Raw genomic sequence first — 26,704 nt, 5'->3', positions numbered from 1 at the left:
ATGAGCATTCGCACACACCGTACGACGACGGGACTGCACACCGTGGCCGAATCCGACCGCTCCCACCGCCTGCCCGGCCGGCCGCGAGGCCCCGAGCCGCGCTACGGCAACCGGCCGACGATGAAGGATGTGGCGGCGCGTGCCGGGGTCGGTCTCAAGACCGTCTCCCGGGTGGTCAACAGCGAGCCCGGGGTCACCCCCGACACCGAGCGCCGGGTGCAGGAGGCCATCGAGTCCCTGGGGTTCCGCCGCAATGACAGCGCGCGGGTGCTGCGCAAGGGCCGGACGGCCTCCGTCGGCCTGGTGCTGGAGGATCTCGCGGACCCCTTCTACGGCCCGCTGAGCCGTGCGGTGGAGGAGGTGGCGCGCGCCCATGGCGCTCTGCTCATCAACGGTTCGAGCGCCGAGGACCCGGACCGGGAGCAGGAGTTGGCGCTGGCGCTCTGCGCCCGCCGGGTGGACGGGCTGATAGTCATCCCGGCCGGGCACGACCACCGCTATCTGGAACCGGAGATCAAGGCCGGGGTGGCGACGGTCTTCGTGGACCGCCCGGCCGGGCTGATCGAGGCGGACACCGTGCTCTCCGACAGCTTCGGCGGGGCGCGGGCCGGGGTGGCCCACCTCATCGCGCACGGACACCGCAGAATCGGTTTCATCGGCGACCAGCCGCGCATCCACACGGCCGTGGAGCGGCTGCGCGGCTACCGGGCGGCGATGGACGAGGCCGGGCTGGCCGTGGCCGAGAAGTGGGTGTCGCCCGGCTCGACGGCACCGGCTCGGGTCCGCTCGGCGGCACTCGGCATGCTGGCCGGCCCGGAACCGGTCACGGCGCTCTTCGCGGGGAACAACCGGGTGACGGTGACGGCGGTGCGGGTCATCGCGGAGCAGCCCCGCCCGGTCGCGCTGGTCGGCTTCGACGACATCGAGCTCGCCGATCTCCTCGGTGTCACGGTGATCGCCCAGGACGCCGCGGCGCTCGGCCGGACGGCGGCGGAGCAGCTCTTCCGGCGCCTGGACGGCGTACCCGGGGAGCCCTCGCGGGTCACCCTGGGGACCCGGCTGATCCCCCGGGGCTCGGGCGAGATCCCGCCGTACGCGGAACGCTGAGGCCGCCGTACGCGCGGAGGTCCGCGCCGGCCGTGCGCGCGGAGGTGACGCCGCCGAGCGCGCGGATCCGGGACCGTCCGCGCGGATCCGGGACCGTCCGGGCGGGCGGGCGGCGGGGCCTCAGCCGGTGCGGTGTGCCGTGCGGTAGGCCCGGGGCGTCATCCCGGTCAGCCCGGTGAAGTGGTGCCGCAGGCTCGCCGCCGAGGGGAAGCCCGTCCGCCCCGCGATCAGTTCCACCGGCTCGTCGGTCTCCGTCAGGAGCCGCCGCGCCCGCTCCAGGCGCGCGTTGAGGAGATAGCGGCTCGGGCTGACCCCGGTCCGGTCCCGGAAGCGCCGGTCGAGGCTGCTGACGCTGATGCCGGCGCGGTCGGCGATGTCCGCCCGGGTCAGCGGGAGATGGAGCCTGTCCTCCATCCAGCGCAGCACCGGTTCGAGTCCCGAACTGCGCGCGAGCTCGCGGTCGATGGTCCGCCGGACCCGGTCCGCGTCGGCCTCCAGCGGGGTGATGAGCTCCCTGGAGGTCTCGCCGGCCCGCTGCTCGCCGTGGTCCAGGGCGAGCAGCCGGAGGCAGACGTCCATACCGCCGAAGATCCCGGCCGAGGTGAGGTACGGCCCGTCGGCCACGACCGTGCCGAGCGGGTCGACCGTGACGCGCGGGTGCAGCGCGGCCAGTTCCTCGATGTGCCGCCAGCCGGTGGTGGCCCGGCGGCCGTCGAGGAGTCCGGTGGCGGCGAGGGTGAAGGTGCCGGTGCCGATCGCGCCGATCCGGCAGCCCCGGGCGGCCGCCGCCCGGAGTGCGGCGGTGACCTCGGCCGGCGGCTCCGCGCGGAAGCCGTCATGGCCGGTCACGAGAACGGTGTCCGCGTCGCGGGTGCCCTCCGGGCCCCAGGGGGCGCCGATCCGGAGCGGGGCCGGCCCGGCGGTGGCGGTGAGTCCGGGGCCGGCGCAGATCCGCACCTCGTAGTCGATGTGCGGGTGGTCGCGGGCGGCCCGGCCGAAGACCAGCCCGGGGGTGGTGAGCTGATGGGCCGGGACCCCGTCGAGCGCGAGGACGGCGATCACTGACATATACCGAAGGTAACCGAGCCGGACCCCGGCACCGCCGCGCCGCCCGGGCGCGTACCGGGGGACGGAAACAGGACGGAAGCGGGCGGGGGCGGGCGGGGACGGGCACGGATGCCGTGCGCCGGGGCCGGTCGCCACCCTCGGCTAGATTTCCGTTATGTCAGTGATCGCGGTTCTCGTTCTCGACGGGGTGCCGGGGCATCAGCTCACCACCCCCGGGCTGGTCTTCGGCGCGGCGGCGCGCCACCATCCGCGGGTCGGCTACGAGGTGCGGATCTGCGCCGGCCCCGGCTTCCGGATGACCGGCTCCCCCGGGCCGTTCCGGATCGATGCTTCCCGGGGCCCGGAGGGGCTGGCGGACGCCGGCACCGTGCTGGTTCCGGGCCATGACGGCTTCCGCGCGGAGCCGCCGGCCGAGGTCACGGCCGCACTCCGGGCGGCGGCCGCCCGGGGCTGCCGGATCGGCGCGATCGGCACCGGCACCTTCACCCTCGCCGCCACCGGACTCCTCGACGGCCGGCGCGCGGCCACCAGCCGCCGGCACACGGAGGAACTGGCCGCCCGGTACCCCCGCGTCGAGGTCGATCCCGATGGCGCGGTGGTGTCCGACGGGCTGTTTCACAGCGCGGCCGGTGTCCTCGGCGGAGTCGACCTCTGTCTGCGCCTGATCACCGCGGATCACGGTGATCAGGTCGCCATCGAGACGGAGCGGCAGGTCTTCCTCCAGCTCCACGACCCCGCCGCGCCGCCGGACGCCGGTCCGGCCCGCGCCGCCGGCCGGTCCGCCGGCCGGTCCGCCGGCCGGTCCGCCGGCCGGTCCGCCGGCGGACTGGAACCGACGATCCGCTGGGTGGAGGCGCACTTGGACCATCCGCTGACGCTTCAGGAGATCGCCGACCACGCGGGGACCGGGGTCCGCAGCCTCACCCGCCGTTTCCGCGCCGAGACCGGGCTCACCCCGCTCCAGTACGTGCTCCGCGCCCGGGTGCGGCTGGCCCAGCGGCTGCTGGAGCGGGGTGACGAGCCGGTGGAGCGGATCGTGACCCTGGCGGGGTTCGGGACTCCCGCCAATCTCCGCCATCAGTTCCAGCGGTTCACCGGGACCACGCCGAGCGTCTACCGGGCGGCCTTCCGCTCGCTGGTGGCCACACTGGCCCGGGCGGAGGACGGCACCGGCGGCTGAGGCCCGGACCGGTCAGCGGGCCGCGGCTCCGGAGAGGGCGAAGGCTTCGAGGCCGGCGCGGTCCAGGCCGGTCAGCGCGGTGACCTCGGCGGTGTCCAGGGCCCCGCAGTCGATTCCGCGCAGCAGCTGGCCGCCGAGCGCCTTCGCCGTGGCCGGTTCGTCCAGCACCGCGCCGCCCCGGCGACCGGCGTACGCGGCGAGGCGGGCGGCGGCCGGGCCGAGGTTCTCCCGGTGGAAGGCGAAGACGGCGGCGTACCGGGTGGGCAGGTGTCCCGGGTGCATGTCCCAGCCCTGGTAGTAGCCGCGGGCGAGTGCGCGGCGGGTGAGGCGGTAGTGCAGCCGCCAGGCTTCGTGGACCTGTTCGGCGGGGCCGATGGGCAGCACATTGGTGGAGCCGTCCGAGACGACGGCGCCGGTGCCCGCCGCGGCGACCTGCATCACGGCCTTGGCGTGATCGGCGGCGGGGTGGTCGCTCGCCTGGTGGGCGGCGGAGATGCCGAGGGAGGCGCTGTAGTCGAAGGTGCCGTAGTGGAGTCCGGTGGCGCGGCCCCCGGCCGCGTCGATCATCCGGGCGACCGTGGCGGTGCCGTCGGCGCCGAGGACGGCCTGGCTGGTCTCTATCTGGATCTCGAAGCCGATCCCGCCGGGTGTCAGGCCGTGGGTGCGCTCGAAGGCTTCGAGGAGCCGGGCGAAGGCGGCGACCTGCCCGGTGTGGCTGACCTTGGGGAGGGTGAGGCGGAGGCCGCCGGGCAGCCGGCCGCCCGCGGTCAGTGCGGTGAGGAAGATGTCGAGGGTGCGGATGCCCCGGTCGCGCACCGCGGCCTCCATGCATTTCATCCGGATCCCCGTCCAGGGTGCGGCGGTGCCGTCGCGCCGTGCGGCGAGGAGGAGCCGGGCGGCGCGGGCCGCGTGGGCGTCCTCCTCGGCGTCGGCGCGGATGCCGTAGCCGTCCTCGAAGTCGATCCGGAGGTCCTCCACCGGTTCCTCGCGGAGTTTGGCCCGTACCCGGGTGTGGACGGGTTCGGCGAGTGCCCCGGGGAGTCCGAGGACGGCGGCGAGGGAGCGCGCGTCGGGGGCGTGTTCGTCGAGGGCGGCGAGCGCCAGGTCGCCCCAGGAGCGGACGGTGCCGGCGGTGAGGGTGTCGCCGGGGACGTAGACGGTGTGGACGGGGCGGCGGCCGGGGGGAGGGCCGGGGTAGCGGCGGGCGAGTTCGGCGTCGACCGGTGCGAGATCGGCGGCGATCCGTTCGCGGACCGGGGCGGGGATGCTGGTGGTCACGGTCCCCGGCCGGGCGCCGGGCTCTCCGTATCCGGGTGCGGCCGGTTCTCTGCGCTGTTCCGTCACGCGGTGCTCCTCCGCTCGCCGCCGAATTCTCCCGGGGACAGACGACCTTCTGTCCGGGCCTTCCGTCAAGGCTTCCCGCGGACGCCCGCGCCGGCGCTCTCCGCCCGGCGGGGACGCGGCGGGCCGCGGGAACGGACCGGGGCCGTACGGTGGTGGTCACCGTACGGCCCCGGTCCGGTGTCCCTCGGCGGGGACGGCGGCGGATGTCAGCCCTTGCGGGCGTTGATCTCCTCGGTGAGCTGCGGGACGACCGTGAAGAGGTCGCCGACGACTCCGTAGTCGACCAGGTCGAAGATCGGGGCCTCGGCGTCCTTGTTGACGGCCACGATGGTCTTCGAGGTCTGCATGCCCGCGCGGTGCTGGATCGCGCCGGAGATGCCGGAGGCGATGTAGAGCTGCGGCGAGACCGACTTGCCGGTCTGGCCGACCTGGTTGGCGTGCGGGTACCAGCCGGCGTCCACGGCGGCGCGGGAGGCGCCGACGGCCGCGCCGAGGGAGTCGGCGAGGGCCTCGATGACGGCGAAGTTCTCCGCGCCGTTGACGCCCCGGCCGCCGGAGACGACGATCGCGGCCTCGGTGAGCTCGGGACGGCCGGTGGACGCCCGCGGGGTGCGGGAGACGACCTTGGTGCCGGTGGCGGCGGCGGAGAAGGTCACGGCCAGGGCCTCGACGGTGCCGGCGGCCGGGGCGGGCTCGACCGGGGCGGCGTTGGGCTTGACGGTGATGACCGGGGTGCCCCGGGTGATCCGGGACTTGGTGGTGTACGCGGCGGCGAACACCGACTGGGTGGCGACCGGGCCCTTGCCGTCGGCCTCCAGGTCGATGGCGTCGGTGATGATGCCGGAGCCGATGCGGACCGCGAGACGGGCGGCGATCTCCTTGCCGTCGGCGGAGGAGGGTACGAGCACGGCGGCCGGGGAGACCGCGTCGTACGCCGCCTGGAGCGCGTCCACCCGGGGCACGACGAGGTAGTCGGTGAACTCGGGGGCGTCGGCGGTGAGGACCCTGACCGCGCCGTGCTCGGCGAGCGCGGGGGCGGTGGCCTCGGCGCCGGGGCCCAGGGCGACGGCGACGGGGTCGCCGAGGCGGCGGGCGAGGGTCAGCAGTTCCAGGGTGGGCTTGCGGACCGCGCCGTCCACGTGGTCGACATAGACGAGAACTTCAGCCATGGGATTGCTCTCCTGCGAATGCGAGGTGTCTGGGGTGGGGTGGCGTCCGGGCTCAGCCGGGCTTCCGGATCGCGGAGCGGTGCGGGTGACGGCAGGTCACACGAACTTGCGCTCCGCGAGGAAGGCGGCGAGCTGCTTGCCCCCCTCGCCCTCGTCCTTGACGACGGTGCCCGCGGTGCGCGGCGGACGGGCGGTCGCGGAGTCGACCGCGGTCCAGGCCCCTTCGAGACCGACGTCGTCGCCGTCGATGTCCAGCTCCTCCAGGTCCCAGGAGGCGACCGGCTTCTTCTTCGCCGCCATGATGCCCTTGAAGGAGGGGTAACGGGCCTCGCCGGACTGGTCGGTGACGGAGACCAGCGCGGGCAGTTCGGCCCGGAGCTGCTCGGACGCGGTGTCGCCGTCGCGGCGGCCGGTGACGGCACCGTCCTCGACGGACACCTCGGAGAGCAGGGTGACCTGCGGGACGCCCAGCCGCTCGGCGAGGATCGCGGGCAGTACGCCCATCGCGCCGTCGGTGGAGGCCATACCGCAGACGACCAGGTCGTAGCCGATCTTCTCGATGGCCTTGGCGAGCACCAGCGAGGTGCCCATGACGTCGGTGCCGTGCAGATCGTCGTCCTCGATGTGAACGCCCTTGTCGGCGCCCATCCGCAGGCCCTTGGCCACGGCCTCCCGGGCGTCCTCGGGGCCGATGGTCACCACGGTGACCTCGGCGTCGTCGGCCGCCTCCGCGATCTGCAGCGCCTGCTCGACCGCGTAGTCGTCGAGTTCCGACAGCAGGCCGTCGACATCGCGGTCGACGGTCAGGTCCTCGGCGAAGTCCCGGTCGCCGGTGGCGTCGGGCACGTACTTCACACAGACAACGATCCTCAAGCTCACGCCGGCTCTCCTACTGCATCGTCATTTCCGAGCTGCCTCTCCAGGCAGCATAGGCGCCTGAAGGCGGGCTTTCCGGTCGGGGCGACCCGCGCTCCGAACGAAATATTACTCACGAGTACGTCTCATAACCTACCCCCTGAACAAGCGCTTGGAACTGTGACGTTGCCAACGCTGTGTAATCAGTGGATGGCGGGCGCGGACGGGGTCGCGCGCATACCCCGGAAGCCGCCGGCGACACCCCGCCGATGAAATGCGTGGCACATACACTCATGTCGCCGCAAGGGTCGGGAATGGCCGGAAACACATGACGTGACGAGAATCTCGCCCGCCGCAGCCGCCAGGACTGGTCAGCGCGCCGCACATGGGGCACGATCTGCCCCAGTGCCGAAAACCTACGGCTGCGTAACTTACACCGGGCGAACCCTCCCCGGGCACGACAGAAGGGTCCTCCCCAGATGGCAGAGTTCGTCTATCGGCCGGTCGTCGGCGCCGCTCTCACGCTTTTCAAGGCGCTGGACCTGAAGATCGACACTCAGGGGTCGGAGAACATTCCGCGCTCGGGTGGGGCCGTGCTGGTGAGCAACCACATCGGCTATCTGGACTTCATCTTCACCGGCCTCGCGGCCCTCCCCCAGAAGCGTCTGGTCCGCTTCATGGCGAAGGACTCGGTCTTCCGGCACAAGGTCTCCGGGCCGCTGATGCGCGGAATGAAGCACATTCCCGTCGACCGCGAGCAGGGCGAGGCCGCCTACCGCCACGCGCTCACCGCACTGCGCGCGGGCGAGATCATCGGGGTCTTCCCCGAGGCCACCATCTCGCAGTCGTTCACCCTCAAGTCGTTCAAGTCCGGCGCCGCCCGGCTGGCGCAGGAGGCCGGGGTGCCGCTGATCCCGGTGGCGCTGTGGGGCACCCAGCGGCTGTGGACCAAGGGGCGTCCGCGCAATTTCAAGCGCAGTCACATTCCGGTCACCATCCGGGTGGGCGAGCCGATCGAGGCACCGGCCGACCAGTACGCGGGAGCCATCACCCGGCGGCTGCGCGAGCGGGTGCAGGAGCTGCTGGAGGACGCCCAGCGGTCCTACCCCGTACGCCCGAAGGACGCGTCGGACACCTGGTGGGTGCCCGCGCATCTCGGCGGTACGGCCCCGACCGCGGCGGAGGTCCGCGAGATCCGCTGAACCGCCCGCGGCACCGGCCGCCGGAGCGACGGGCCCGGCGGCGCGCCCGTCAGCGCGGCGGGTGGACGGTGATCCGCGCCCCGGGGCTCAGCTTCTCCAGCGACTCGGCGAGTTCGGCGCCGGCCGCCATCAGCTCGCCGTCGTCCATCGGCGGCAGCGCCTCCAGCAGGAAGACCGCGTTCGCCGTCTCCCCGGTGAGGCCGGTGCGCGAACCCTGGCGCCAGTTCCAGCGGCGGCAGGTGACCCCCTCCCCGTCGCACCAGACGACCTCGCCCGGCTCCGGGTGCTCCACCACCGCCTCCCCCGCCGCGACCGTGGCGAACGGCTCCGCGCCGCCGGCGCGGATCAGCCGCATGCCGCCGGTGATCCGGTCGCCGTCCTCGCCTCCCACCGGGATCAGACGGGCCACGCTCAGTGCGTTGTAGGCGTCCACCAGGGCGTTGACCCGGGGCAGCCCGCCGCCGGTCAGCGCCCTTCTGGCCAGCGCCTCCGCCGAGTTGCGGGTACGGGAGGGCTTCGCGCCGAAGGCGGTGTACACCGCCCGCCAGGCGGTCATGTGCGGATCCTCGTGCGGCGCCCGGCCGTCCAGCCGCCGCCGGAGCCGGCGGACCGCGTCGTCCAGCAGCGCCGAACCGGCCTCGCCGGCGGGCCCGTTGGTCACCTCCCGCGCCTCGACGACGAGATGACGGAAGCCCGGCGCGATGGCCAGGACCTCTCCGGACACGGTCGTTTCCGGTGCCATTCCGGGATACCTCACAGTTCGGTGGGGAGCCGGGCCCACAGGGCCTCGCGGTCGGCGGAGGACCGCAGCACCGCCAGGATCCGGGGGTGCGGCGCCGCGTACAGTACGGGGTAGTCCATTTCGCCCGCCTCCCGGTCCACGGGGAAGGCCAGCCGCTCCCCGTCGAGGGAGAACCGGGCGTCCACACCGGGCTTGTTGCCGCGCGGGTCCTGCCGCGCCCACTCCGCGCGCCCGGGCAGCCGTACCGCGACCAGACCGTGGACGACCTCCAGCTTCTGATAGCAGAGGGCCGCCGGGACGGCCTCGGCGCGGAGCAGCGCCGTCAGGGCGTGCGCCTTGGCGAAGCAGATGCCGGTGCGCAGCCGCAGGACGTCGGAGGCGCGCCAGGTGACACGCGGGTCGCCGGAGTCATGGGAGTGCGGAATGGTGTCGCGGACGTACCCGAAGGCCGCCTCCGCGTATGCGTATGCGTCGCCCCCGGAGGAGGCGCGGAGCTCGGCCGCGGTCTCGCGGACCAGCGGATGGTGATGGTCGATGACGTCACAGTCCGCCAGATAGGCCGAATCATCGGCTTCCTGCTGCATGGTGATCATGCTCGACGAGTGTAGGCAGACGGCCGACCGGAGTCCATCTTTTTCCGGTCGGCCGTATGTTTATGCATTGCGTCGTTCTTCCGGCGTCAGGCCGCCATCTCTTCCTTCAGGGCCTGGACGAAGGAGTCGACGTCGTCCTCGGTGGTGTCGAAAGAGCACATCCAGCGGACATCGCCGGCCGTCTCGTCCCAGAAGTAGAAGCGGAAGCGCTGCTGCAGCCGCAGGCTCACCTCCCGGGGGAGCCGGGCGAAGACCGCGTTGGCCTGGACCGGGTAAAGGATCTCCACGCCGTCGACCTGGCGCACCCCGTCGGCCAGCCGCCGCGCCATGGAATTGGCGTGCCGGGCGTTGCGGAGCCAGAGATCGCGCGCCAGCAGGGCCTCGAGCTGTACCGAGACGAACCGCATCTTGGAGGCGAGCTGCATCGACAGCTTCCGCAGATGCTTCATATGGCTGACGGCGTCCGGATTGAGGACGACGACGGCCTCGCCGAAGAGCATGCCGTTCTTGGTGCCGCCGAAGGTGATCACATCGACGCCGGCGGCGTTGGTGAAGGTCCGCATCGGGACGTCCAGCGACGCGGCGGCGTTCGATATGCGCGCCCCGTCGAGATGGACCTTCATGCCGTGTCCGTGGGCATGCTCGACGATCGCCCGGACCTCGGCGGGCGTGTAGACCGTGCCCAGCTCGGTGTTCTGGGTGATCGACACGACCTGCGGCATCGCCCGGTGCTCGTCGTCGAAGCCCCACGCCTGCCGGTCGATGAGCTCGGGGGTGAGCTTGCCGTCCGGGGTGGGCACGGTCAGCAGCTTCAGCCCGCCCATCCGCTCGGGCGCGCCTCCCTCGTCCACGTTGATGTGCGCGGACTCGGCGCAGATCACCGCGCCCCAGCGGTCGGTGAGGGCCTGGAGGGCGGTGACATTGGCGCCGGTGCCGTTGAAGACGGGGAACGCCTCGGCGGTGGGGCCGAAGTGGCTGTGCATGACCCGCTGGAGATGGTCGGTGTAGTCGTCCTCGCCATAGGCGACCTGGTGGCCGCCGTTGGCCAGGGCGAGCGCGGCCATCACCTCGGGGTGCGCGCCCGCGTAATTGTCGCTGGCGAAGCCGCGCACCCCGGGGTCGTGATGGCGCCGTGCGTCGGTACGGAGGGATTTCACGGTTGGGGCGTCAGCCACAGGCGCTGTCCATTCGTATCCGCCGCGGTACGGTCCCAGACCCCGGCGATGGCCTCGGCCAGCTCCTTGACGTCCGTGAAGCCCGCGAATTTGGCGTTCGGGCGCTCGGCGCGCATGGCGTCGTGCACCAGGGCCTTGACGACCAGGACGGCGGCGGCGGCCTTCGGGCCCGCCTCTCCCCCGGCCTTGCGGAAGGCGTCGGCCAGGGCGAGGGTCCATGCCTCGGCGGCGGCCTTGGAGGCCGCGTAGGCGGCGTTGCCCGCGGTGGGCTTGCTCGCGCCCGCCGCGCTGATCAGCAGATACCGTCCGCGGTCGCTGCGCAGCAGTCCGTCGTGGAAGGCGAGGGAGGTGTGCTGGACAGTGCGGATCAGCAGCCGCTCCAGGATGTCCCAGTCGGCGAGGTCGGTCTCGGCGAAGGAGGAGCTGCCGCGCCAGCCGCCCACGAGATGGACCAGGCCGTCGATACGGCCGAATTCCTTCTCGGTCTTGTCCGCCCACTCCCGGGTGGCGGCGAGATCCAGCAGGTCGACGGTGTCACCGGTGACGGTGGCGCCGCCGTGGGCGTACCGCGCCGCGTCGACCGCCTCGGCGAGGCGGGCCGGATCGGCGTCGGCTCCGACCACGGTCGCGCCGGCCTCGGCGAGACGCAGCAGCGTCGCCCGCCCGGCCGGGCCCGCGGCGCCGGCGACGGCGATGACGGCGCCCTCCAGCTGACCGCCCGATGTGTTCATGGTCGTCGCCTCCTCGGTGGATACGCTCACGCGGCCGCTCCGGACACGGCGCCGGCGGCCGGGCGGGAGCCCTCCGCGGTGATCCCCTTGGTGGAGGCGATCACATTCTTCAGCTTCTTGGAGAGCGCCTCATAGAACATGCTGAGCGGAAACTCGTCCGGAAGCACGTCGTCAACCAGTTTACGGGGCGGCAGGCTCAGGTCCAGGGCGTCGGGACCCTTGGCCCAGCGGGAGCCGGGGTGCGGGGCGAGGTAGGCGGAGACCAGCTCGTACGCGGCGAACCAGTGGACCAGCTTGGGGCGGTCGATGCCGTCGCGGTAGAGCTTCTCGATCTCGGCGCAGAGCTGGTTGGTGACCTGCGGCGCCCGCTCCCAGTCGATCTTGAGGGTGTTGTCGGTCCAGCGCAGCACATCGTGCTTGTGGAGGTAGGCGAAGAGCAGCTGGCCGCCGAGGCCGTCGTAGTTGCGCACCCGCTCACCGGTGACCGGGAAGCGGAACATCCGGTCGAAGAGGATCGCGTACTGCACGTCGCGGCCCTGGGCGACCCCGTCGGCGTCGAGCCGGACCGCCTCCTTGAAGGCGGTGAGGTCGCAGCGCAGCTCCTCCAGGCCGTACATCCAGAACGGCTGGCGCTGCTTGATCATGAAGGGGTCGAAGGGCAGATCGCCGTGGCTGTGGGTGCGGTCGTGGACCATGTCCCACAGCACGAACGCCTCCTCGCACCGCTGCTGGTCGTCGACCATCTCCTGGATGTCCTGGGGGAGGTCGAGACCGAGGACACCGACGGCGGCGGTGGTGACGGCGCGGAAGCGGGCGGCCTCGCGGTCACAGAAGATCCCGCCCCAGGTGAAGCGCTCGGGGGCCTCGCGGACGGCGATGGTCTCGGGGAAGAGGACGGCCGAGTTGGTGTCGTAGCCCTCGGTGAAGTCCTCGAAGGTGATCCCGAGGAAGAGCGGGTTGTCGTAGCGGGTGCGCTCCAGCTCCGCCAGCCAGTCGGGCCAGACCATGCGCAGGACGACGGCTTCCAGATTGCGGTCCGGGTTGCCGTTCTGCGTGTACATGGGGAAGACGACGAGGTGCCGGCGGCCATCGGTGCGGGCGGCGGCGGGCTGGAAGGCGAGCAGCGAGTCCAGGAAGTCGGGGACGGCGAAGGCGCTGTCGGCCCACTTGCGGAGATCCGCGACGAGGGCGCGGTGGTACGCGGCGTCGTGCGGCAGCAGCGGGGCCAGCTCCTCCACCGCCTCGATCACCTTGCCGACGGCCGCCTCGGCGGCGGCGCGGGCGGGCGCCCCGGGGGCGTCGAAGTCGATGGAGCCGTCCTTGGACTGCCAGGGACGGATCTCGCCGACGGCATTCTTGAGCCGCGCCCAGGCGGGGTGATCCACCACCCGGTCGGCGTCGGATATGGGCGCCACTTCTGCGTCCTGCACAAGAATTTCCGTCATGTCACTTCCTTCACGGGAGAACCTCGCGTCAAGACACCGTATCCATACAGTCTTCTTTCGGACAAGAGGGGTCCAAGGAAATTATCCTGCGCCACCCCCGTGATCGCAGGAAGGTTTACGGTCTGAACGGCTGGGCGCACACTCTGTTCCCGCACCGGGCGGCTCGTGTCACCGCCCCGGGTCCGCCTTGTCAACGTGCGCGGAACGCGCCCACGGAAGGGTGAGGCGAGCGGCGGACCGGACGCCCGGGAGGCCGGAATGACACGGTGGATGGCGCATGCGCGACCGGTTACCGGCCCGGGCCGGGCCACTAGGCTCCGTCCTTGCCGTACGGGGCTCACCGGCCCGCAACCGTGCGGGAGCCGCAGTCGACGGAAGCGAGAGAATCTTGACTTTCCTCACCATCGGTCATCGCGGGGTCATGGGCGTCGAGCCGGAGAACACCCTGCGCTCCTTCGTCCGGGCCGAGCGCTCCGGCATGGACGCGATCGAACTCGATCTGCATCTGAGCAAGGACGGCGCGCTCGTCGTCATGCACGACGCCGAGGTGGACCGCACCACGGACGGCAGGGGTCCCATCGCCGAGAAGACCCTCTCCGAGCTGCGCGAGCTGGACGCGGGCGGCGGCGAGCGGGTGCCGGTGTTCGAGGAGGTGCTGGAAGCGGTCCGGAGCCCGCTCCAGGCGGAGATCAAGGATGTGGCGGCGGCCCGGGCGCTCGCCCGGGTGATGCTCGACCGCGATCTGGTCGGCCGGGTCACGGTGTCGTCGTTCCACGACGAGGCGGTGGCGGAGATCCGTTCCCTGGTGCCGGGGGTGCGGACGGTGCTCATCGCGAGCCGGTGGAGCGCGGACATCGTGGACCGGGCGAAGGCGGTGCGGGCGGGGACGCTGGCGCTGAACATCCGCAGGCTCACCCTGGAGACCGTGGAGCGCGCGCACGGCGAGGGGATCGGGGTCATCGGCTGGGTGGTGAACACCCAGGAACAGCTGCGGCTGGTGCGCGCGCTCGAACTGGACGGCGCGACGACCGACTTCCCGGAGATCAGGCGGACCGGCCGGTTCACCGCCTGATCCCGGGAGCCCTGGCCCCGGGAGCCCGGGCCTCCGCCGGCGGGCCCGCGCCGGGGCGGGCGCGGGCCGCGGGGCGGGTTCGGGCGTCAGGACGGGCGCGGGCACACAAGACGGTTTCGGCGCCGGTTCAGGCCGCGGGAAGGTCCTTCACCAGCAGTTCGAAGGTCAGGTCGTCGCGGTGCGGAATGCCCACGCTCGCCGCTCCGTACGGAAAGGGGCTCAGCTCCCCGGTACGGCGGTAGCCGCGGCGTTCGTACCAGGCGATCAGCTCCGCGCGCACCGAGATCACCGTCATGTGCACGGCCCTCGCCCCCCACTCACCGGCCGCGACGCGCTCCGCCTCGGCGAGCACCCGGCGGCCCACCCCGGCGGCCTGAAGCGCCGGACGGACCGCGAACGTACCGAAGAAGGCCGTGTCACCGCGGTGTTCGAGCCGGCAGCAGGCGATGACGGCACCGTCGCGCACCACGGCCAGCAGACGGCTGCCGGGGGTGTTCATCGCCTCGCGCACACCCTCCGCGTCGATGCGTCCGCCGCCGATGAGCGCCGCCTCGGTGGTCCAGCCGCCGAGGGCGGGGTCGCCCCGGTAGGCGGAGTGGATCAGATCGAGCAGTACGGGAACGTCCTCCTCGACGGCGTCGCGGAAGGTGAGTTCGGCCCGGTCCGCGGGCAGGACGGTGTCCATGTGCGGCTCTCCCATCACAGAGTCCTCAACGGCTGACAGATATGCCAGAGGCACGAGAGTACGCGGGCGGACGGCAGTGGGTGTACGGGGCAGCCATCGGCCGAGGGGGCGCGTACGGGGCCGCGTACGGCGTGCGGGAGTGCGTCGCGCACGCTCCCGTACCCCCTCTGCGCCCTGTGCGCCCGCGTGCGGGCGGCTCCGGGCGGGCATCGCACCAGAGGGCGCCGTCCCGATCGGCGGCACCGGCCGGGGGCAGAGGACGGAGACGGCTCCGTCCGGGGGGAGAGTGCCGTGCATGGACCCGCGGTGTCCGGCTGGCTGCTCGTCGCACTGGCCGGGACGGCCGGCGTCTACTGTCTGGCGCGGATGCGCGGCTGTTCGGGCGGGGCGCGCCGGGCCGCCGGCGGCGAGGCCGTGATGGGGCTCGGGATGGCCGTGATGGCGGTGCCCGCCGGTCTCCCGGGGCTCGCGGACCAAGCCTGGCCGGTGTACGCGGCGGTCTTCGGCGGTCTGGCGCTCCGGGCCCTGCGCTCCGCCCGGCACGGAGCCGGCCACCATCTGCACCATCTCATCGGCTCGCTCGCCATGGTCTACATGGCGCTGGCGATGGCGTCGGGGGGCGGTCACGGCGCGCGGACCGCCGGCGGGGTGCCGCTGGTCACCGGGGCGCTGATCGCCTACTACGCGGTGTATCTGCTGCGCGGGGGTGTCGGGCTGGTGGCGGCTCCGGCCGGACCGGCGGCCCGGACCGCACCCGGCGGGGCGGCGGACACCGGACTGGTCCCGGCCTGCCGACTCGCCATGGGGACGGGGATGATGGCGATGCTGGTGGCCCTGTGAACCGCGGCGGAGGCGGGGAAACCGTGGCGTGCGTCACTTGGCACCCTCGGACATACCCCCGGCGGGCCCCGCCCTCATAGGCTGATCACATGTTGGTCTCCCTCGTGCTGCTGGCGCTCGGCGCCCTGGCCGCCGTCCTGGCCCCGCGACTGGTGTCCCGGGCGAAATGGCCGGAGCGCGAGCCCATCGTGGCGCTCTGGGTGTGGCAGTGCGTGGTGGCGGCGGTCCTGCTCTCCTTCGCGCTCTCCATGGTCTTCAGCGCGGCGGCGGCCTGGCAGCTGGTGCGGGGCCGGGTGTTCGCCCCCGCGCCGCGCGCGGTGGTCGACGCGTACTCCCTCGGCACGGAGAGCCCGTGGCCCGCTGTGCTCGCCACGGTGCTCGCCTTCGGCGGGCTGTGGACCGCCGCCATGCTGACCCGGGAGGTGCGGGGCGCCCGGGCCCGGCGGCGGAGCCGGCGGGCGGAGCTGCTGGAGCGCGCGCCGCTGCTGCCGGGCGAGGAGCCCGGCAGCGGGGAGCGGCTGGTGGTACTGGAGGGCGAGCGTCCCGACGCCTGGTGGCTGGCGGGCTCGACCCCGCAGCTCGTGATCACCACCGGGGCGCTGCGGCGGCTGAAGGGCGGCCGGCTCGATGCCGTGCTGGCGCATGAACAGGGCCACGCCCGGGCCCGGCACGACTGGCTGCTGCACTGCTCGTCCGCGCTGGCCAACGGCTTTCCGCAGATTCCGGTCTTCGCCGCGTTCCGGGACGAGATGCACCGGCTGGTCGAGCTGGCCGCCGACGATGTCGCCTCGAAGCGGTTCGGGCGGATGACGACCGCGCTCGCGCTGGTGGAACTGAACGAGGACCGGGGGGTGTTCGGCCCGGGAACCACTCCGGACGCGCAGCTCCCGCAGCGGGTCAACCGGCTGCTGGCGGCGGCGCCCCGGCTCACCCCGGCCCGCCGGCTCCGGCTGACGGCCGCCGCCGCGCTGGTGCCGGTGGTCCCGCTGCTGGTGGCCTTCGTACCGGCGCTGCGGGCGCTGACCTGAGGGTCCTGGGGGGGCAGGGGCCGGAGAGCAGGGGCACGGGGGCGCCGGGGGCGCTGATCCGGAAGCCGGGCCGTCCGCCGAAGCGGAAGCGGAAGCCGGACTGTCCCCGCGGCGGAAGCGGGCTTTCCCCGGTACGGAAGCCTTCCGGCCGCGTGCCGGCGCCCCTGCCCTCCTCCCGGGCGGGCGTCCCGGCGGGCACACTCCGGGGCGAGCCGGACTTTCCCTCGGGGCGGGGAGCACTGCTCCGGCGCTTACGGGGAAGATCTGCTGCATGTCTTCCCCCCGCGCGACCTCCCCCGCACCGCCCGCACACCCGGCCGAGCCCGGCCGGGCGGCCCGTACGAGCCTGATCCTCGCCGTGCCCTCGGCCGTGCTGCTGCTCCTGGTCGCCGTCTCCTGGTCACCGCTGATCTCCTTCGACCGGGAGGTGGCCGACTGGCTGCACCGGTCGGCGGTGGACTCGCCCGGCGCGGTGCGGGTCAACCGGATCCTGACCGACTGGCTGTGGGACCCCTGGACCATGCGTGCCCTGATCGCCGCGGCGTGTGTGGTGCTGTGGTGGCGAGGGGAGCGGCTGCTCGCGGTGTGGGTCGCGGCGGTGAGCGCGACGAGCAGCGCGCTCCAGCAGCTCGTGAAGTGGTCGGTCGGCCGGGAGCGCCCGCAGTGGACCGATCCGGTCGACTCGGCGCACTTCGCGGCCTTCCCGTCCGGGCATGCGCTTCAGGCCACCGTCACCTGTGCGCTGCTGCTCTGGCTGCTCCGCCTCCACGGTGTCACCGGGCGGTGGTGGCGGTGGAGTGTGGCCGCAGCGGTGATCTCCGTCGCCGGGGTGGGAGTGACCCGGCTCTACCTCGGGGTGCACTGGCCCACGGATGTTCTCGCGGGCTGGCTGATGGGGAGCTGCTGGGTGATGGCCTCGATCGCCGTTTATCACCGCGTGCTGAGGGCCCGGCGCCGGCGCCGGTCCGATGGCGCCGCCCCGGCGTGAGACACAGCCGGTCCGGCCGGGCGGTGCCGGCGGTACGGTCCGGGCCGGGCGATCCCCCGCGTCGCCCGGTCCGGGACGTACCCCCGCCGAGCAGCACCTGAAGGCTGTGCGACGGGACGCGCTGAGTATATTGGCCGAGAGCCAGTCAACGCAGGAGTCAAGCATGTCCCCGCGGAGCCAATCGGTCAATGAAGAACTGCGCCGGCGATCACGGGAGCGGCTTCTCCAGGCCGCCGTGGAGCTGGTCGGCGAGCGCGGTTACGAGGCGACCACCCTGGCCGACATCGCCGACCGGGCGGGTTCCGCACGCGGACTGGTCTCGTACTACTTCCCGGGGAAGCGGCAGTTGCTCCAGTCGGCCGTGCACCGGCTGATGCACCTCACCCTGGAGGCGGCGCTGAACCGGGAGCCGTGTACGGAGGACGGGCGGGAGCTGCTGGCGCGGGCGATCGACGCCGTACTCGGACTCGCCGTGGACCAGCCCGTACTGATGCGGACGCACATGTCCGTGGTGCTCCAGGCGGAGGGGTTCGTGCAGTGTCCGGAGCAGCAGCGGCTGGCGTCCCTGCTGCGCGGTGCCGTGGAGCGCTGTGGATCGGAGCAGGTGGACACGGACTATCCCCTGCTGCGGGCCCTGTTGATGGGCGCGGTCTTCGCGATCGTGCTGCCGGGGGCGCCGATGCAGCCGGCCCGGCTCCGTGCGGAGTTGTTCCAGCGGTACGGACTCGGCTGGGAACTGGGCGTTCCGCCGGGCGGTGAACCACCCGGCGGAACGCGTCAGATCAGTTGTCGGACGATGGATCAGTGCTCGCCGAAGTAATCCGGCTGGGTCTGCGCGTTGAGCTCGTCCAGCACCACATCGGCCGCGGGGTCGGTGCGCTCGTCGTTGATCTTCAGAACGTCGAGGCCCTTCTCGATGTCATTCGAGTAGACGTGGCCGTTGTAGTAGTAGGACGACCACGGACCACCCGTGGTGACCTGACCGAGGGTGAGCGGGCCGCGCTCGAAGTAGCCGATCTCCTTCGGCTGCGCCGAGTTGGTGAAGTCCCAGACCGAGATGCCGCCCTGGTACCACGCCTGGACCATGAGGTCCTTGCCCTTCACCGGGATGATCGAGCCGTTGTGCGCCACGCAGACCTCCTGCGGGGCCTGGTGACGGTCGATCTTGAAGTAGCTGCGGAACACCATCTTGCGGTTGTCCCGCTTGCCGGTGATGTCGAAGATGCCGTTGGCACCGCGCTTCGGGCCGATCTGCTCGTTGCAGGTGGCCGCGCCGCCGCCGCCGAGCTCGTCGGTGAAGACGATCTTGTTGGCGGCCTGGTTGAAGGTGGCCGAGTGCCAGAACGCGAAGTTCTCGTTGTCCTGGACGCGGTCGATGACCTTCGGCCGTGCGGGCTGGCTGATGTCGAACAGGACACCGTCACCCATGCAGGCACCGGCGGCCAGGTCCTTCGTGGGAAGCACCGTGATGTCGTGGCAGCCGGAGGTCGCCGTCACGCCCGGGTTGGTGGGCGCACCCGGGTTGCCGCCGTCCGGGAAGAGGATCGGGAAGTCCACGACCCTGGCCTTCTCGGGGTGCTTCCGCGGCACCTTGATGACCGAGATGCCGTCGTGCGGAGGCTTGCAGTCCGGGAACGACGCGCTCGGGAAGTACGACGAGACGTACACGTAGATGTTGAGACGCTCGGGAATGATCGTGTTGGTGTGCGAGCCACAGGCGGTCTCGATCGCCGCGACGTACTTCGGCGCCCGCTTGTCGCTGATGTCGAAGACCTTGATGCCCTCCCACGAACTCTTGATCGTGGCGGACTGCGACCGGCTGTTGCACGAGTTGTCGCTGCGGGAGGAGTCGGTCGAGAGGAAGAGCAGGTCACCGGAGACCGAGATGTCGTTCTGCCCACCGGGACAGAGGACTTCGGAGACCGTCTTCGGGCTCGCCGGGTTGCTGATGTCGAAGATCGTGAAGCCGTCGTAGTTGCCCGCGAACGCGTACTTCCCCTGGAAGGAGATGTCCGTGTTGTAGTTCTTCAGGGCACCCTTGGGCACATTGACGAGGTGTTCGATGTTGTCGGACTTGACGATCTCGTCAATGCCGGGTATTTCACCGCTCTGGATCGCGGAGCGGGCAGTCCTCTCCTGGCTGGAACTGGCCTCCTTCTTGGAGGTCTTGTCCCCGGGGTCGGGGGTGGCGGCCGCGGGGGCTGCGGTCAGCAGAGTGGCGAGAAGGCCGGCCGCGGCCGCGGCCACGCCCATACGTCTGCGCCGCACGCCGGTGGTGTGCAAGAGGGTCACTGCGTCCTCCCTAGTAGCCGTTCATTCGAACGGTCACGGACGAGGGCAGTATGGTCCGTAGCATGGTCATTTCAATAGATGGCTACAAAGACGTAATGAAACTTTCTGATCAACAACTGTCTGAAACATGCTAGGACGGTCACCAAACAGTCATTGCACACACCAAGCGTCACAGGAGGTCACCGTGTTGAACCGCCGCCGGACCAGCCGTGTCCCCACGTCGGCCCTCGCCGTCGCGGTCACCGTCGCCATGCTCACCCTGGGCGCCTGCGAGTCGGATTCGGGCTCGGATGCCAAGGCCAAGGAGGCCGGAGCCGCTTCGGTGGTGGCGCCGGGCAAGCCGGGAGAGCCGGCGAAGATGCTCACCGCCGAGGAGGCGAAGAAGGCACTGCCGGACGATTCGCCCAACGCGGCTGATTTTTCCTACGCTCATATGATGATCGAGCACCACGCGCAGGCACTGGTGATGACCGAACTGGTGCCGAAGCGGTCCAAGTCGGACAAGGTCAAGAGGATGGCCGAGCGGATCACGGCGTCCCAGCAGCCGGAGATCGAGGCCATGGAAGGCTGGCTGAAAATCAACAAGGCCGTCGAGGACAAGCTCAAGAAGACCCAGGGCGACGGCGGCCACGGGGACCACGGCGACCACGCCGGCGGATCGATGCCGGGGATGGCGACCCCCGCCCAGCTCAAGAAGTTGAGCGCGGCGAAGGGAGCGGCGTTCGACAAGCTCTTCCTGGAGCTGATGATCACCCACCACCAGGGGGCGGTCACCATGGCCGCCGAGGTGCTGACCAACGGCAACAACGTCAGGGTCGAGGAGATGGCCAACGACGTGGCGGCGACACAGACATCCGAGATCAACCGGATGCGCGACATGTGATGTTCACCCGTCGGGGGCGCCCGGGAACGGACGTCCCCACGGGGCGGTTCAGCCGCCGCCCGGCGGTGCGATGAGCCGCCGGCGGCGGTGATGACGCGGGGCGAGATAGCCGTCGTCCCGCGCACCGGCGATCAGCCGCAGCGCCCTGCGGCGGCTGCGCCCGGTCACACTCATCACGGCCAGCACCGGATCGGCGCCCTCCCGCTGGGCGGCGCGATAGGCATCCGCGGCGATCCGCCGGCCGGTTCGGCCGCGCGGCGGGGTTCCGCGCGTACGGCGGTGGCCCACCGCGGCCGTCGCGTCCGGGGCGTCCGTCGTGTCCGGGGCGTCCGGGCCGGCCGTCGTGTCCGGGCCGGCGGTGTGGCCCGGCGGGGTCCGGGAAACGGTCTCGCCGCCCCCGGCCGATCCGTCCACGTCCCGTACGTCCGCGTCCTGTACGCCCCCGTCCCGCCCGTCTCCGTCCCGTACGCCCGCGGGCGGACCGGCCGGCAGCGCACCGGGTACGGGGCCGGCGACCGCGGGTTCACTCCGTGCCGGCGCGCTCTGTCCGGCCGAGGGTGACTGGCCGGCGACGGCCGCGAGGGGTACGGGACCGGCGTCCGCGGAGGCGTCGCGTACGGCGGGGGCGGGACCGGCGGTGTGCGGCGCGGGTGCGTCCGGCGCGCGCGGATCCGGCGCGGGGTGTTCCCCCGGGGCTCCGCCGGCGCCGCGGCAGACTTCCGCCAGTGGATTCCCGATCCGTCCGGCGAGGAGCCCGAGGGCGGCGAGCGGCAGCGGCGGATCGGCGCGCAGATCCTCGATCGCCGGCCGTCCCCCGTCGAGCACGGCGAGGACATCGACGCGCGCACCGTCGGCGAAGGTCAGCCGGACATCGAACCAGGGCGCGGAAGTCGGCTGTCCGGGCGCCTTCTCACCCTGGCGGCCGGTGGTGACGGAACCCTGCCCCTGGAGCTCCCAGGCCAGGGGGTACGGCAGCGGCCCGGCAGGACCGGACCGCGCCCCGGCAGGGTCGCATCCCTGGTCCTTGGCGGGGCCATTGGCCTGACCACGGTCATCGGGAAACGTCTTTTCTTCCACATTTAACACGTAACCAGTCAAGTCATGAATATGTGCGGCGGCACGCACGCCCCACCCCGCCGAGGCACCCTGCCGGACGCATCTCCCCGGCTCGTCCGCCGCAGGTCCGCCCGCCTCGGCCCGGCCCCGGGACACCGGAATCCCGTGCGCCGTCGCGCGACGGGGCACCGCGCCGGTGCCGCGCGGAACGACCGCCGGCGGCCGGAACGGGCCGAGTTCACCACCGGGGAGCCGCGGGAGCCGGAGCCGTACCGGCGGGCCCGGCTCACACCGCACGATTCCGCCGTGACCGGCCCGTACGGCGCGAATGCCCCGACCCCGGCGGACCGCTCCGCGCGCACCGCCGGTGTCCTGTCGACAGGACACCGGGCGCATTCGACGGGAAGTCCGCCCATTCTCCCGGGAGTCCGCTCCGGTGGGCTCATCGGACCTTACGTTCTTGTCCGGCTCCGGATGAGCGGATAGCCTTTTCGGATCAGCGGATCCGGGAATTCTTCGGGTATCGGAAGCAAGCCCGGAACAAGCCTGTGACGGCGTTGGGGGGACTCGCGATGTTCTCGAACTCGAAAAGTGACGTCAAGTTTGTACGATGGCCGGCTCAGGCCGCATTGCGCAGCCACTGCGAAAAGGAGGGAGTCGCCTGTCTGCTGATCGTCGAGGGATCGGCGCAGGCACCTGTGTGCACCGATCCGCGGGAGGACTGGGTGCGCACTCCGGTTTCCCGCACCGATCTCCAGGCGCGGGTGTCGGCGCTGCGCAATCGAGTGTACGGCCGGAGAACACCCGTACTGGATTCCACGGGGACACTCCATTTCGACGCGCGCTCGGTGACGGTCTCCACCGCCCAGACCGAGTTGATGGAATTGTTCGTGGCCCGCTTCGGTGAGGTCGTCTACCGGAACGAGCTGGAGCAGCGGCTCGCGGGGCGGGCCCCGCACCCGACCCGGAACTCCCTCGATCTGCACATCATGCGGCTGCGGCGGCGGCTGGCCGGCATGGGGCTGTCCATCAGGACGGCCTGGGGCCGCGGCTATGTGCTGGAGCCCGCGGCCGGGGAGCGGGCAGCTTAGGCCGTCTCTTTCGGATCTTGCTGGGTCCCTGATCCAGCCTGATCCGAAAGAAACGACCTGGGCCGGCGCGCACGGGCAGGGCGAGGCCGGCGGGGGCGGTCCGCCCCCGCCGGCCTCGCGCGGCGGGAGGCGCCGCGCGGCGTGCGGGCTCCCGGAGAGGCCCTATGCCTGGTCGGCGGCCATGGCCGCGCGCAGTCCGGCCGGGCGCATGTCGGTCCAGTGCTCCTCCACGTACTCCAGGCACTCGGCGCGGCCGGCGGGACCGTGAACGGCTTTCCAGCCCTCGGGCACCTCGGCGAAGTCGGGCCAGAGGGAGTACTGCTCCTCCTCGTTCACCAGGACGAGGAAGCTGCCGTTCTCGTCGTCGAAGGGGTTGACCGTCATGTCCGGCTCCTCTGTGTCGTCGGGTCTCACGGCTCCGCGGCGAGGACTGCTCCCGCCCGGCCGCGAACGCTGAGAGCGTACGGGGGCCGGGGTCCGGGGGGTAAGGGGGACGGGCGGCTGACGGCGGACGGGCCCGGCCGGGCGGCCGGTCCGCACCGCCGGGAGAGGGAATCCCGGCTGGCCGGATTCCACCGATCCGTACGCCAGGACATCCCCGGTACTCTCACGCCGGCAATCCTTGCCGGGTTATGGTTGAGCGACATCAAATCACTGATGATTAAGGGGGTTTCCGGATTTTCAGATAAGCATTGCCGCATGAATCCGGGAGGGTGCATGACCAGAACCAGAGGATCCGCGCCCGCTCCGCGGATGGCCGATCGAGCAGTTCCCGTACCGCGACCGCGACCGGGGCGCGATCACCGCCCGGAACGCCATCAGGTGCTCATGACCCGAGTGGGTCTCCGGATCCCGGCCGAATTGGACTTCGACGACTGGGCGCACACCGGGCGGCGGCTCTCCGCCATGCTCGACTCGTCCTCCTGGTGCCTCGGCGACTGGCTCGTTTTCGGGATGCGGAATTACGCGGATCGCTATCGGCATGCCGTCCGCACGGCCGGTCTCCGATACCAGACACTCCGCAATTACGCCTGGGTCTCCCGGCAATTCCCGCTGGAACGGCGGCGTGCCCGGCTCAGCTTCCAGCACCACGCGGAGGTCGCCGCCATGCCCCCGGAGATCCAGGACAGCTGGCTCGACCGCGCCGAGCGGTACGCGTGGACGACCAGACAGCTGCGCACCCATGTCCAGCAGGAGCGCTCGGGCGGTGCCGCCGCGGCGTCCGATGCCGTGGCCATCCCGAGGATCAGGGTCACCGGGTCCCGGATGGTCCGCTGGCGCATGGCGGCGGACCGGTCGGGGGCGGAGTTCGGCGACTGGATGCTGGAAGCCCTCGACCGCGCCGCCGAGCGGGAGCTCAGTACCGCGTCACCGCCCGACTCCTGAGCCGGGCGCCGGTGGCGGACGGAGCGGTGCGGCGTCCGCGCACCCGCTCCCGTCCCGGCCGCACGGCTCATCCGGCTGCCGGCGCGGCTCGCCCCGGGGCGTCCGCGAGGTACTGATGGAGCAGACCGGAGCCCGCCAGCATCGCCGCCGTACGGTCCGTCAGCTCGCTCCGGCGCTGTGCCGCCATCGCCCGCAGCGCCTCGCCGCTGCCGGTCCGGTGCAGCTCGTCCAGGACCGCCGCGATCTGCGGGAGCGAGTAGCTGCCCTGCCGCAGCGCGGCGATCATCCGCGCGTCCCGGACATCGGCCGGCAGAAAGCGCCGGTGGCCGTCGGTGTCGCGGCGGGGCCGCAGCAGCCCGGCGGCCTCCCAGACCCGGAGCGCGGAGGTCCGCACCCCCACCCGGGCCGCGACCTCGCCGATCCGCATGCCCGAGCGGGGCAGCCCGGCCGTGCCGAGCGAGAGCCGGCTGATCGACTCCAGCGCCCCGGTCGCCTCCAGCAGTGCGAGCCGCTGCTCGTGCAGATCCGCGTGCCGGGCGTTGACCACGTTCAGCGCCCGGGGGACGTCGCCGCCTTGGACCGCGTCCATGATCGAGCGGGCCGCCTCCCAGCCGTACCCCTTCCCCAGGGCCCGGTAGGTCAGCAGTGCCCGGCGGTGAAGATCACCGAAGGTCCGGTGACCGGACGGGGTGCGCCCCGCCGGGGGGAGTATCCCGTCGTCCGCGTAATTCCGGACCTGCTGGGCCGAGATGCCCGCCAGCCGTGCCAGATCGACGGGCCGCAGCCGCTCCTCCGTACCGCTCACCGGTCCTCCGTTCGTGCCGTGGATTCAACACTGATTTGAGGTTTCGCGGAACTGTTTCCCCTGTTTCCAGCGGGTCTTCCGGCCCAGAGTTCAACAGGAGGTTCAACGATAGCGTTGAAGGCATGAATCTCAGCGACAGCGGCGGGGACAGGGGCACGGCCGCGCCTCCGGGCGGGGGCGAACCGGTGATCGAGGCACACGGTCTGAGGATGCGTTACGGCACGAAGGAGGTACTGCGCGGAATCGACCTCACGGTGTACCGGGGTGAGGTGGTCACCCTGCTCGGGCCCAATGGCGCGGGGAAGTCGACCACCCTCGAGATCCTGGAGGGATTCCGCGAGCGGTCCGCCGGCGAGGTGCGGGTGCTGGGCACCGACCCCGGCCGGGGCGACGAGACATGGCGGGCCGGGGTGGGCGTCGTCCTCCAGTCCTGGCGCGACCACGGCAGATGGCGGGTACGGGAGCTGCTGGACCTGACGGGCAGCCACTACACCCCGTACAGCACCCCCGGGCGGAGCCGCCCGTACCCCGCGGACGAACTGCTGGCGCTCGTCGGGCTGGAGAGCTCGGCGGACAGTGTGGTGGCCACTCTCTCCGGAGGGCAGCGGCGCAGGCTGGATCTGGCGATGGGCATCGTGGGCCGGCCCGAACTGCTCTTCCTGGACGAGCCCACGACCGGCCTCGACCCACAGGCCCGGCAGGAATTCCACGAGCTGGTCCGCCGGCTGGCGGAACGGGAGGGGACGACATTTCTGCTGACCACACACGACCTCGCGGAGGCGGAGCGGCTCGCCGACCGGATCCTCATCCTGGTGGACGGCGGGATCGCCGCCCGGGGAACGCCGGCGGAGCTGGCCGAACGGGCGGCGGGCAGGGCGGAGGTCCGCTACACCCGCGACGGCGAGTCCCGGGTCACCTCGGTGACGGACGCCACCGGGTATGTGCGGGCGCTGTTCACCCGGTACGGGGACGCCATCGGCGATCTGGAGGTGCGCAGGGCCGATCTGGAGGACGTCTACCTGGCCATGGTGCGGTCCGCCGAGTCCGGCGGACGGGCGGCGCTCGCGGAGGTGACGGCATGACGGCGGGTACCCGGGCGGCCGTCCGCGCCGGACTGCGGCGCGGACGGATCGAATTCCGCCAGACCATGACCAGCGCGGCCGAGCTGATGGCCTGGCTCTGGATCCCGGTCGTCGCGCTGGTGGTGATGTACGCCTTCGGCGACGGCACGGTTCCCGGTACGGACATCTCCCCCGGCTCCCGGGCGCTGCCCGGCATCCTGGCGATGCAGCTGGTGTTCACCGGTCTCATGGGGCTCGCGGCGTCGCTGACCATGGACCGCGAGGACGGCACGCTGCTGCGGGCGAGGGCGACCCCCCGGGGCATGACCGGCTATCTCATCGGCAAGGTGGTGTCCAAGGCCGCGGTGACGGTGTCCATGGTGCTCATCCTGCTGATACCCGCGCCCTTCCTCTTCGACGGGCTGGAACTGGCCGAGGTGTCGTCCTGGGTGACGCTCGTCGGGATCCTGGCACTCGGGCTGCCGGCCGTCCTGCCCATCGGCGCGATTCTCGGCTCCCTGTTCGAGAACGCCCAGAGCCTCGGTCTGGTCACCCTGTTCATCACCCTGCTGGTGGTGATCTCCGGGGTGTTCCATCCGATCACCGCGATGCCCGGCTGGGTGCAGTTCGCCGGACAGCTCTTCCCGCTGTACTGGCTGGGGCTGGGACTGCGTTCGGCGCTGCTCCCGGACGCGCTGGCGGCGGCGGAGATCGGGGACTCCTGGCGGCACCTGGAGACCGCCGCGGTGCTGGGCGGATGGGCCGCGGCCGGATTCCTGGTGGCTCCGGTGCTGCTGCGCCGGATGACCCGGCGCGAGTCGGGCACCGTCGTGGCGGCACGGCGGGCGAAGGCGACCCAGCGCATGTCCTGACCGCGCTGTCCCCGGGGCACCCCTCTGAGCTGGG

At 72.0% G+C, this 26,704-nt stretch carries 26 protein-coding genes and 2 pseudogenes; 13 read left to right on the top strand and 15 right to left on the bottom strand.

The features are described from left to right. Positions 1–120 precede the first annotated feature (120 nt). Positions 121–1,107, top strand: a complete 987-nt coding sequence (locus AAFN69_RS31265; RefSeq protein WP_347732288.1) for a LacI family DNA-binding transcriptional regulator — start codon at positions 121–123, stop codon at positions 1,105–1,107. A 120-nt stretch (positions 1,108–1,227) separates the two neighbouring features. On the opposite strand, the gene AAFN69_RS31260 is transcribed toward AAFN69_RS31265, so the two are convergent. Further along, on the bottom strand, positions 1,228–2,175 hold the full coding sequence (locus tag AAFN69_RS31260) for a helix-turn-helix domain-containing protein (protein ID WP_347732251.1): 948 nt from the start codon (positions 2,173–2,175) through the stop codon (positions 1,228–1,230). A 154-nt stretch (positions 2,176–2,329) separates the two neighbouring features. Here AAFN69_RS31260 and AAFN69_RS31255 point away from each other — a divergent pair, with 154 nt between their 5' ends. After that, positions 2,330–3,355 (top strand): helix-turn-helix domain-containing protein, encoded by a 1,026-nt coding sequence (locus tag AAFN69_RS31255; RefSeq protein ID WP_347732250.1) that lies wholly within the window; start codon positions 2,330–2,332, stop codon positions 3,353–3,355. Positions 3,356–3,367: 12 nt separating this feature from the next. Here AAFN69_RS31255 and AAFN69_RS31250 read toward each other — a convergent pair whose 3' ends face one another. The 3 genes from AAFN69_RS31250 to AAFN69_RS31240 form a co-directional block, all read right to left on the bottom strand. Then, complete coding sequence (locus AAFN69_RS31250; RefSeq protein WP_347732287.1) at positions 3,368–4,633, bottom strand: aldolase; 1,266 nt, start codon at positions 4,631–4,633, stop codon at positions 3,368–3,370. Between the two features lie 272 nt (positions 4,634–4,905). Beyond that, positions 4,906–5,868, bottom strand: coding sequence for an electron transfer flavoprotein subunit alpha/FixB family protein (locus AAFN69_RS31245; RefSeq protein WP_347732249.1), 963 nt, complete (start codon positions 5,866–5,868; stop codon positions 4,906–4,908). A gap of 96 nt (positions 5,869–5,964) precedes the next feature. Continuing rightward, positions 5,965–6,747 carry an electron transfer flavoprotein subunit beta/FixA family protein gene (locus tag AAFN69_RS31240; protein WP_347732248.1) on the bottom strand — a complete coding sequence of 261 codons (783 nt, stop codon included), beginning with the start codon at positions 6,745–6,747 and terminating at the stop codon, positions 5,965–5,967. A gap of 455 nt (positions 6,748–7,202) precedes the next feature. Between AAFN69_RS31240 and AAFN69_RS31235 the strand changes: the two genes are divergently transcribed. Further along, complete coding sequence (locus tag AAFN69_RS31235; RefSeq protein WP_347732247.1) at positions 7,203–7,925, top strand: lysophospholipid acyltransferase family protein; 723 nt, start codon at positions 7,203–7,205, stop codon at positions 7,923–7,925. A 49-nt stretch (positions 7,926–7,974) separates the two neighbouring features. Here the strand turns inward: AAFN69_RS31235 and AAFN69_RS31230 are convergent, their stop codons facing one another. From AAFN69_RS31230 to AAFN69_RS31210, 5 genes are all read right to left on the bottom strand, one after another. After that, on the bottom strand, positions 7,975–8,667 hold the full coding sequence (locus AAFN69_RS31230) for a phenylalanine--tRNA ligase beta subunit-related protein (protein WP_347732246.1): 693 nt from the start codon (positions 8,665–8,667) through the stop codon (positions 7,975–7,977). Between the two features lie 11 nt (positions 8,668–8,678). Continuing rightward, entirely contained in the window at positions 8,679–9,260 is a 582-nt protein-coding gene (locus AAFN69_RS31225; protein WP_347732245.1) for a transglutaminase family protein, read from the bottom strand. A gap of 86 nt (positions 9,261–9,346) precedes the next feature. After that, complete coding sequence (locus AAFN69_RS31220; RefSeq protein WP_347732244.1) at positions 9,347–10,435, bottom strand: low specificity L-threonine aldolase; 1,089 nt, start codon at positions 10,433–10,435, stop codon at positions 9,347–9,349. Further along, entirely contained in the window at positions 10,414–11,166 is a 753-nt protein-coding gene (locus AAFN69_RS31215; RefSeq protein ID WP_347732286.1) for an SDR family oxidoreductase, read from the bottom strand. Before AAFN69_RS31215 ends, AAFN69_RS31220 begins: the two co-directional genes overlap by 22 nt. 26 nt (positions 11,167–11,192) lie before the next feature. Next, a complete protein-coding gene (locus AAFN69_RS31210; RefSeq protein ID WP_347732243.1) occupies positions 11,193–12,611 on the bottom strand; it encodes a DUF6421 family protein in 1,419 nt (472 codons plus the stop codon). 421 nt (positions 12,612–13,032) lie between these two features. Here AAFN69_RS31210 and AAFN69_RS31205 point away from each other — a divergent pair, with 421 nt between their 5' ends. Then, a complete protein-coding gene (locus AAFN69_RS31205) occupies positions 13,033–13,683 on the top strand; it encodes a glycerophosphodiester phosphodiesterase family protein (RefSeq protein ID WP_347732285.1) in 651 nt (216 codons plus the stop codon). Positions 13,684–13,810: 127 nt separating this feature from the next. Here the strand turns inward: AAFN69_RS31205 and AAFN69_RS31200 are convergent, their stop codons facing one another. After that, positions 13,811–14,368, bottom strand: coding sequence for a GNAT family N-acetyltransferase (locus AAFN69_RS31200; protein WP_347732284.1), 558 nt, complete (start codon positions 14,366–14,368; stop codon positions 13,811–13,813). Positions 14,369–14,659: 291 nt separating this feature from the next. Between AAFN69_RS31200 and AAFN69_RS31195 the strand changes: the two genes are divergently transcribed. From AAFN69_RS31195 to AAFN69_RS31180, 4 genes are all read left to right on the top strand, one after another. Continuing rightward, positions 14,660–15,208, top strand: a complete 549-nt coding sequence (locus tag AAFN69_RS31195) for a DUF5134 domain-containing protein (RefSeq protein ID WP_347732242.1) — start codon at positions 14,660–14,662, stop codon at positions 15,206–15,208. Positions 15,209–15,297: 89 nt separating this feature from the next. Further along, complete coding sequence (locus AAFN69_RS31190; RefSeq protein WP_347732241.1) at positions 15,298–16,236, top strand: M56 family metallopeptidase; 939 nt, start codon at positions 15,298–15,300, stop codon at positions 16,234–16,236. A gap of 271 nt (positions 16,237–16,507) precedes the next feature. Then, entirely contained in the window at positions 16,508–17,224 is a 717-nt protein-coding gene (locus tag AAFN69_RS31185; protein ID WP_347732240.1) for a phosphatase PAP2 family protein, read from the top strand. Between the two features lie 163 nt (positions 17,225–17,387). Next, on the top strand, positions 17,388–18,044 hold the full coding sequence (locus AAFN69_RS31180; RefSeq protein WP_347732239.1) for a helix-turn-helix domain-containing protein: 657 nt from the start codon (positions 17,388–17,390) through the stop codon (positions 18,042–18,044). Here the strand turns inward: AAFN69_RS31180 and AAFN69_RS31175 are convergent. After that, positions 18,026–19,516: a hypothetical protein gene (locus AAFN69_RS31175; protein WP_347732238.1), complete on the bottom strand. Its 1,491-nt coding sequence runs from the start codon at positions 19,514–19,516 to the stop codon at positions 18,026–18,028. The two genes, AAFN69_RS31180 and AAFN69_RS31175, sit on opposite strands and share 19 nt — an antisense overlap. Before the next feature lie 184 nt (positions 19,517–19,700). On the opposite strand from AAFN69_RS31175, the gene AAFN69_RS31170 reads away from it, so the two are divergent. After that, on the top strand, positions 19,701–20,399 hold the full coding sequence (locus tag AAFN69_RS31170) for a DUF305 domain-containing protein (RefSeq protein ID WP_347732237.1): 699 nt from the start codon (positions 19,701–19,703) through the stop codon (positions 20,397–20,399). Positions 20,400–20,447: 48 nt separating this feature from the next. Here the strand turns inward: AAFN69_RS31170 and AAFN69_RS31165 are convergent. Next, positions 20,448–20,657: pseudogene (locus tag AAFN69_RS31165) on the bottom strand (DUF6214 family protein); the annotation flags it as partial. 426 nt (positions 20,658–21,083) lie between these two features. After that, positions 21,084–21,851 (bottom strand): annotated as a pseudogene (locus AAFN69_RS31160) (DUF6214 family protein); the annotation flags it as partial. A gap of 233 nt (positions 21,852–22,084) precedes the next feature. On the opposite strand from AAFN69_RS31160, the gene AAFN69_RS31155 reads away from it, so the two are divergent. After that, a complete protein-coding gene (locus AAFN69_RS31155) occupies positions 22,085–22,546 on the top strand; it encodes a winged helix-turn-helix domain-containing protein (RefSeq protein ID WP_347732236.1) in 462 nt (153 codons plus the stop codon). Between the two features lie 162 nt (positions 22,547–22,708). On the opposite strand, the gene AAFN69_RS31150 is transcribed toward AAFN69_RS31155, so the two are convergent. Continuing rightward, positions 22,709–22,930 (bottom strand): MbtH family protein, encoded by a 222-nt coding sequence (locus AAFN69_RS31150; protein WP_347732235.1) that lies wholly within the window; start codon positions 22,928–22,930, stop codon positions 22,709–22,711. 444 nt (positions 22,931–23,374) lie between these two features. Between AAFN69_RS31150 and AAFN69_RS31145 the strand changes: the two genes are divergently transcribed. After that, the gene (locus AAFN69_RS31145; RefSeq protein ID WP_347732234.1) at positions 23,375–23,932 is read left to right on the top strand and encodes an LmbU family transcriptional regulator; all 558 of its coding nucleotides are present in this window, start codon (positions 23,375–23,377) and stop codon (positions 23,930–23,932) included. 67 nt (positions 23,933–23,999) lie between these two features. Here AAFN69_RS31145 and AAFN69_RS31140 read toward each other — a convergent pair whose 3' ends face one another. Further along, complete coding sequence (locus AAFN69_RS31140; RefSeq protein WP_347732233.1) at positions 24,000–24,737, bottom strand: MerR family transcriptional regulator; 738 nt, start codon at positions 24,735–24,737, stop codon at positions 24,000–24,002. 122 nt (positions 24,738–24,859) lie between these two features. Here AAFN69_RS31140 and AAFN69_RS31135 point away from each other — a divergent pair, with 122 nt between their 5' ends. Then, a complete protein-coding gene (locus AAFN69_RS31135) occupies positions 24,860–25,819 on the top strand; it encodes an ABC transporter ATP-binding protein (protein ID WP_347732232.1) in 960 nt (319 codons plus the stop codon). Next, a complete protein-coding gene (locus AAFN69_RS31130) occupies positions 25,816–26,670 on the top strand; it encodes an ABC transporter permease (RefSeq protein WP_347732231.1) in 855 nt (284 codons plus the stop codon). The genes AAFN69_RS31135 and AAFN69_RS31130 overlap by 4 nt, the downstream gene beginning before the upstream one ends. The last annotated feature ends 34 nt before the right edge of the window (positions 26,671–26,704 follow it).

Source organism: Streptomyces sp. CAU 1734 (assembly GCF_039888735.1).
In the GTDB taxonomy this organism is placed as follows: domain Bacteria; phylum Actinomycetota; class Actinomycetes; order Streptomycetales; family Streptomycetaceae; genus Streptomyces.
The sequence above is the reverse complement of the archived record's forward strand: the minus strand, read 5'-3'. Positions and strand labels throughout refer to the sequence as shown.

Bases quoted from the DNA above. Each gene is read 5' to 3' on its own strand.
- AAFN69_RS31265 (WP_347732288.1), top strand. From the start codon at position 121: ATGAAGGATGTGGCGGCGCGTGCCGGGGTCGGTCTCAAGACCGTCTCC.
- AAFN69_RS31260 (WP_347732251.1), bottom strand. From the start codon at position 2,175: ATGTCAGTGATCGCCGTCCTCGCGCTCGACGGGGTCCCGGCCCATCAG.
- AAFN69_RS31255 (WP_347732250.1), top strand. From the start codon at position 2,330: ATGTCAGTGATCGCGGTTCTCGTTCTCGACGGGGTGCCGGGGCATCAG.
- AAFN69_RS31245 (WP_347732249.1), bottom strand. From the start codon at position 5,868: ATGGCTGAAGTTCTCGTCTATGTCGACCACGTGGACGGCGCGGTCCGC.
- AAFN69_RS31235 (WP_347732247.1), top strand. From the start codon at position 7,203: ATGGCAGAGTTCGTCTATCGGCCGGTCGTCGGCGCCGCTCTCACGCTT.
- AAFN69_RS31230 (WP_347732246.1), bottom strand. From the start codon at position 8,667: ATGGCACCGGAAACGACCGTGTCCGGAGAGGTCCTGGCCATCGCGCCG.
- AAFN69_RS31225 (WP_347732245.1), bottom strand. From the start codon at position 9,260: ATGATCACCATGCAGCAGGAAGCCGATGATTCGGCCTATCTGGCGGAC.
- AAFN69_RS31215 (WP_347732286.1), bottom strand. From the start codon at position 11,166: ATGAACACATCGGGCGGTCAGCTGGAGGGCGCCGTCATCGCCGTCGCC.
- AAFN69_RS31210 (WP_347732243.1), bottom strand. From the start codon at position 12,611: ATGACGGAAATTCTTGTGCAGGACGCAGAAGTGGCGCCCATATCCGAC.
- AAFN69_RS31205 (WP_347732285.1), top strand. From the start codon at position 13,033: ATGGGCGTCGAGCCGGAGAACACCCTGCGCTCCTTCGTCCGGGCCGAG.
- AAFN69_RS31200 (WP_347732284.1), bottom strand. From the start codon at position 14,368: ATGGACACCGTCCTGCCCGCGGACCGGGCCGAACTCACCTTCCGCGAC.
- AAFN69_RS31190 (WP_347732241.1), top strand. From the start codon at position 15,298: ATGTTGGTCTCCCTCGTGCTGCTGGCGCTCGGCGCCCTGGCCGCCGTC.
- AAFN69_RS31185 (WP_347732240.1), top strand. From the start codon at position 16,508: ATGTCTTCCCCCCGCGCGACCTCCCCCGCACCGCCCGCACACCCGGCC.
- AAFN69_RS31180 (WP_347732239.1), top strand. From the start codon at position 17,388: ATGTCCCCGCGGAGCCAATCGGTCAATGAAGAACTGCGCCGGCGATCA.
- AAFN69_RS31150 (WP_347732235.1), bottom strand. From the start codon at position 22,930: ATGACGGTCAACCCCTTCGACGACGAGAACGGCAGCTTCCTCGTCCTG.
- AAFN69_RS31145 (WP_347732234.1), top strand. From the start codon at position 23,375: ATGACCCGAGTGGGTCTCCGGATCCCGGCCGAATTGGACTTCGACGAC.
- AAFN69_RS31135 (WP_347732232.1), top strand. From the start codon at position 24,860: ATGAATCTCAGCGACAGCGGCGGGGACAGGGGCACGGCCGCGCCTCCG.
- AAFN69_RS31130 (WP_347732231.1), top strand. From the start codon at position 25,816: ATGACGGCGGGTACCCGGGCGGCCGTCCGCGCCGGACTGCGGCGCGGA.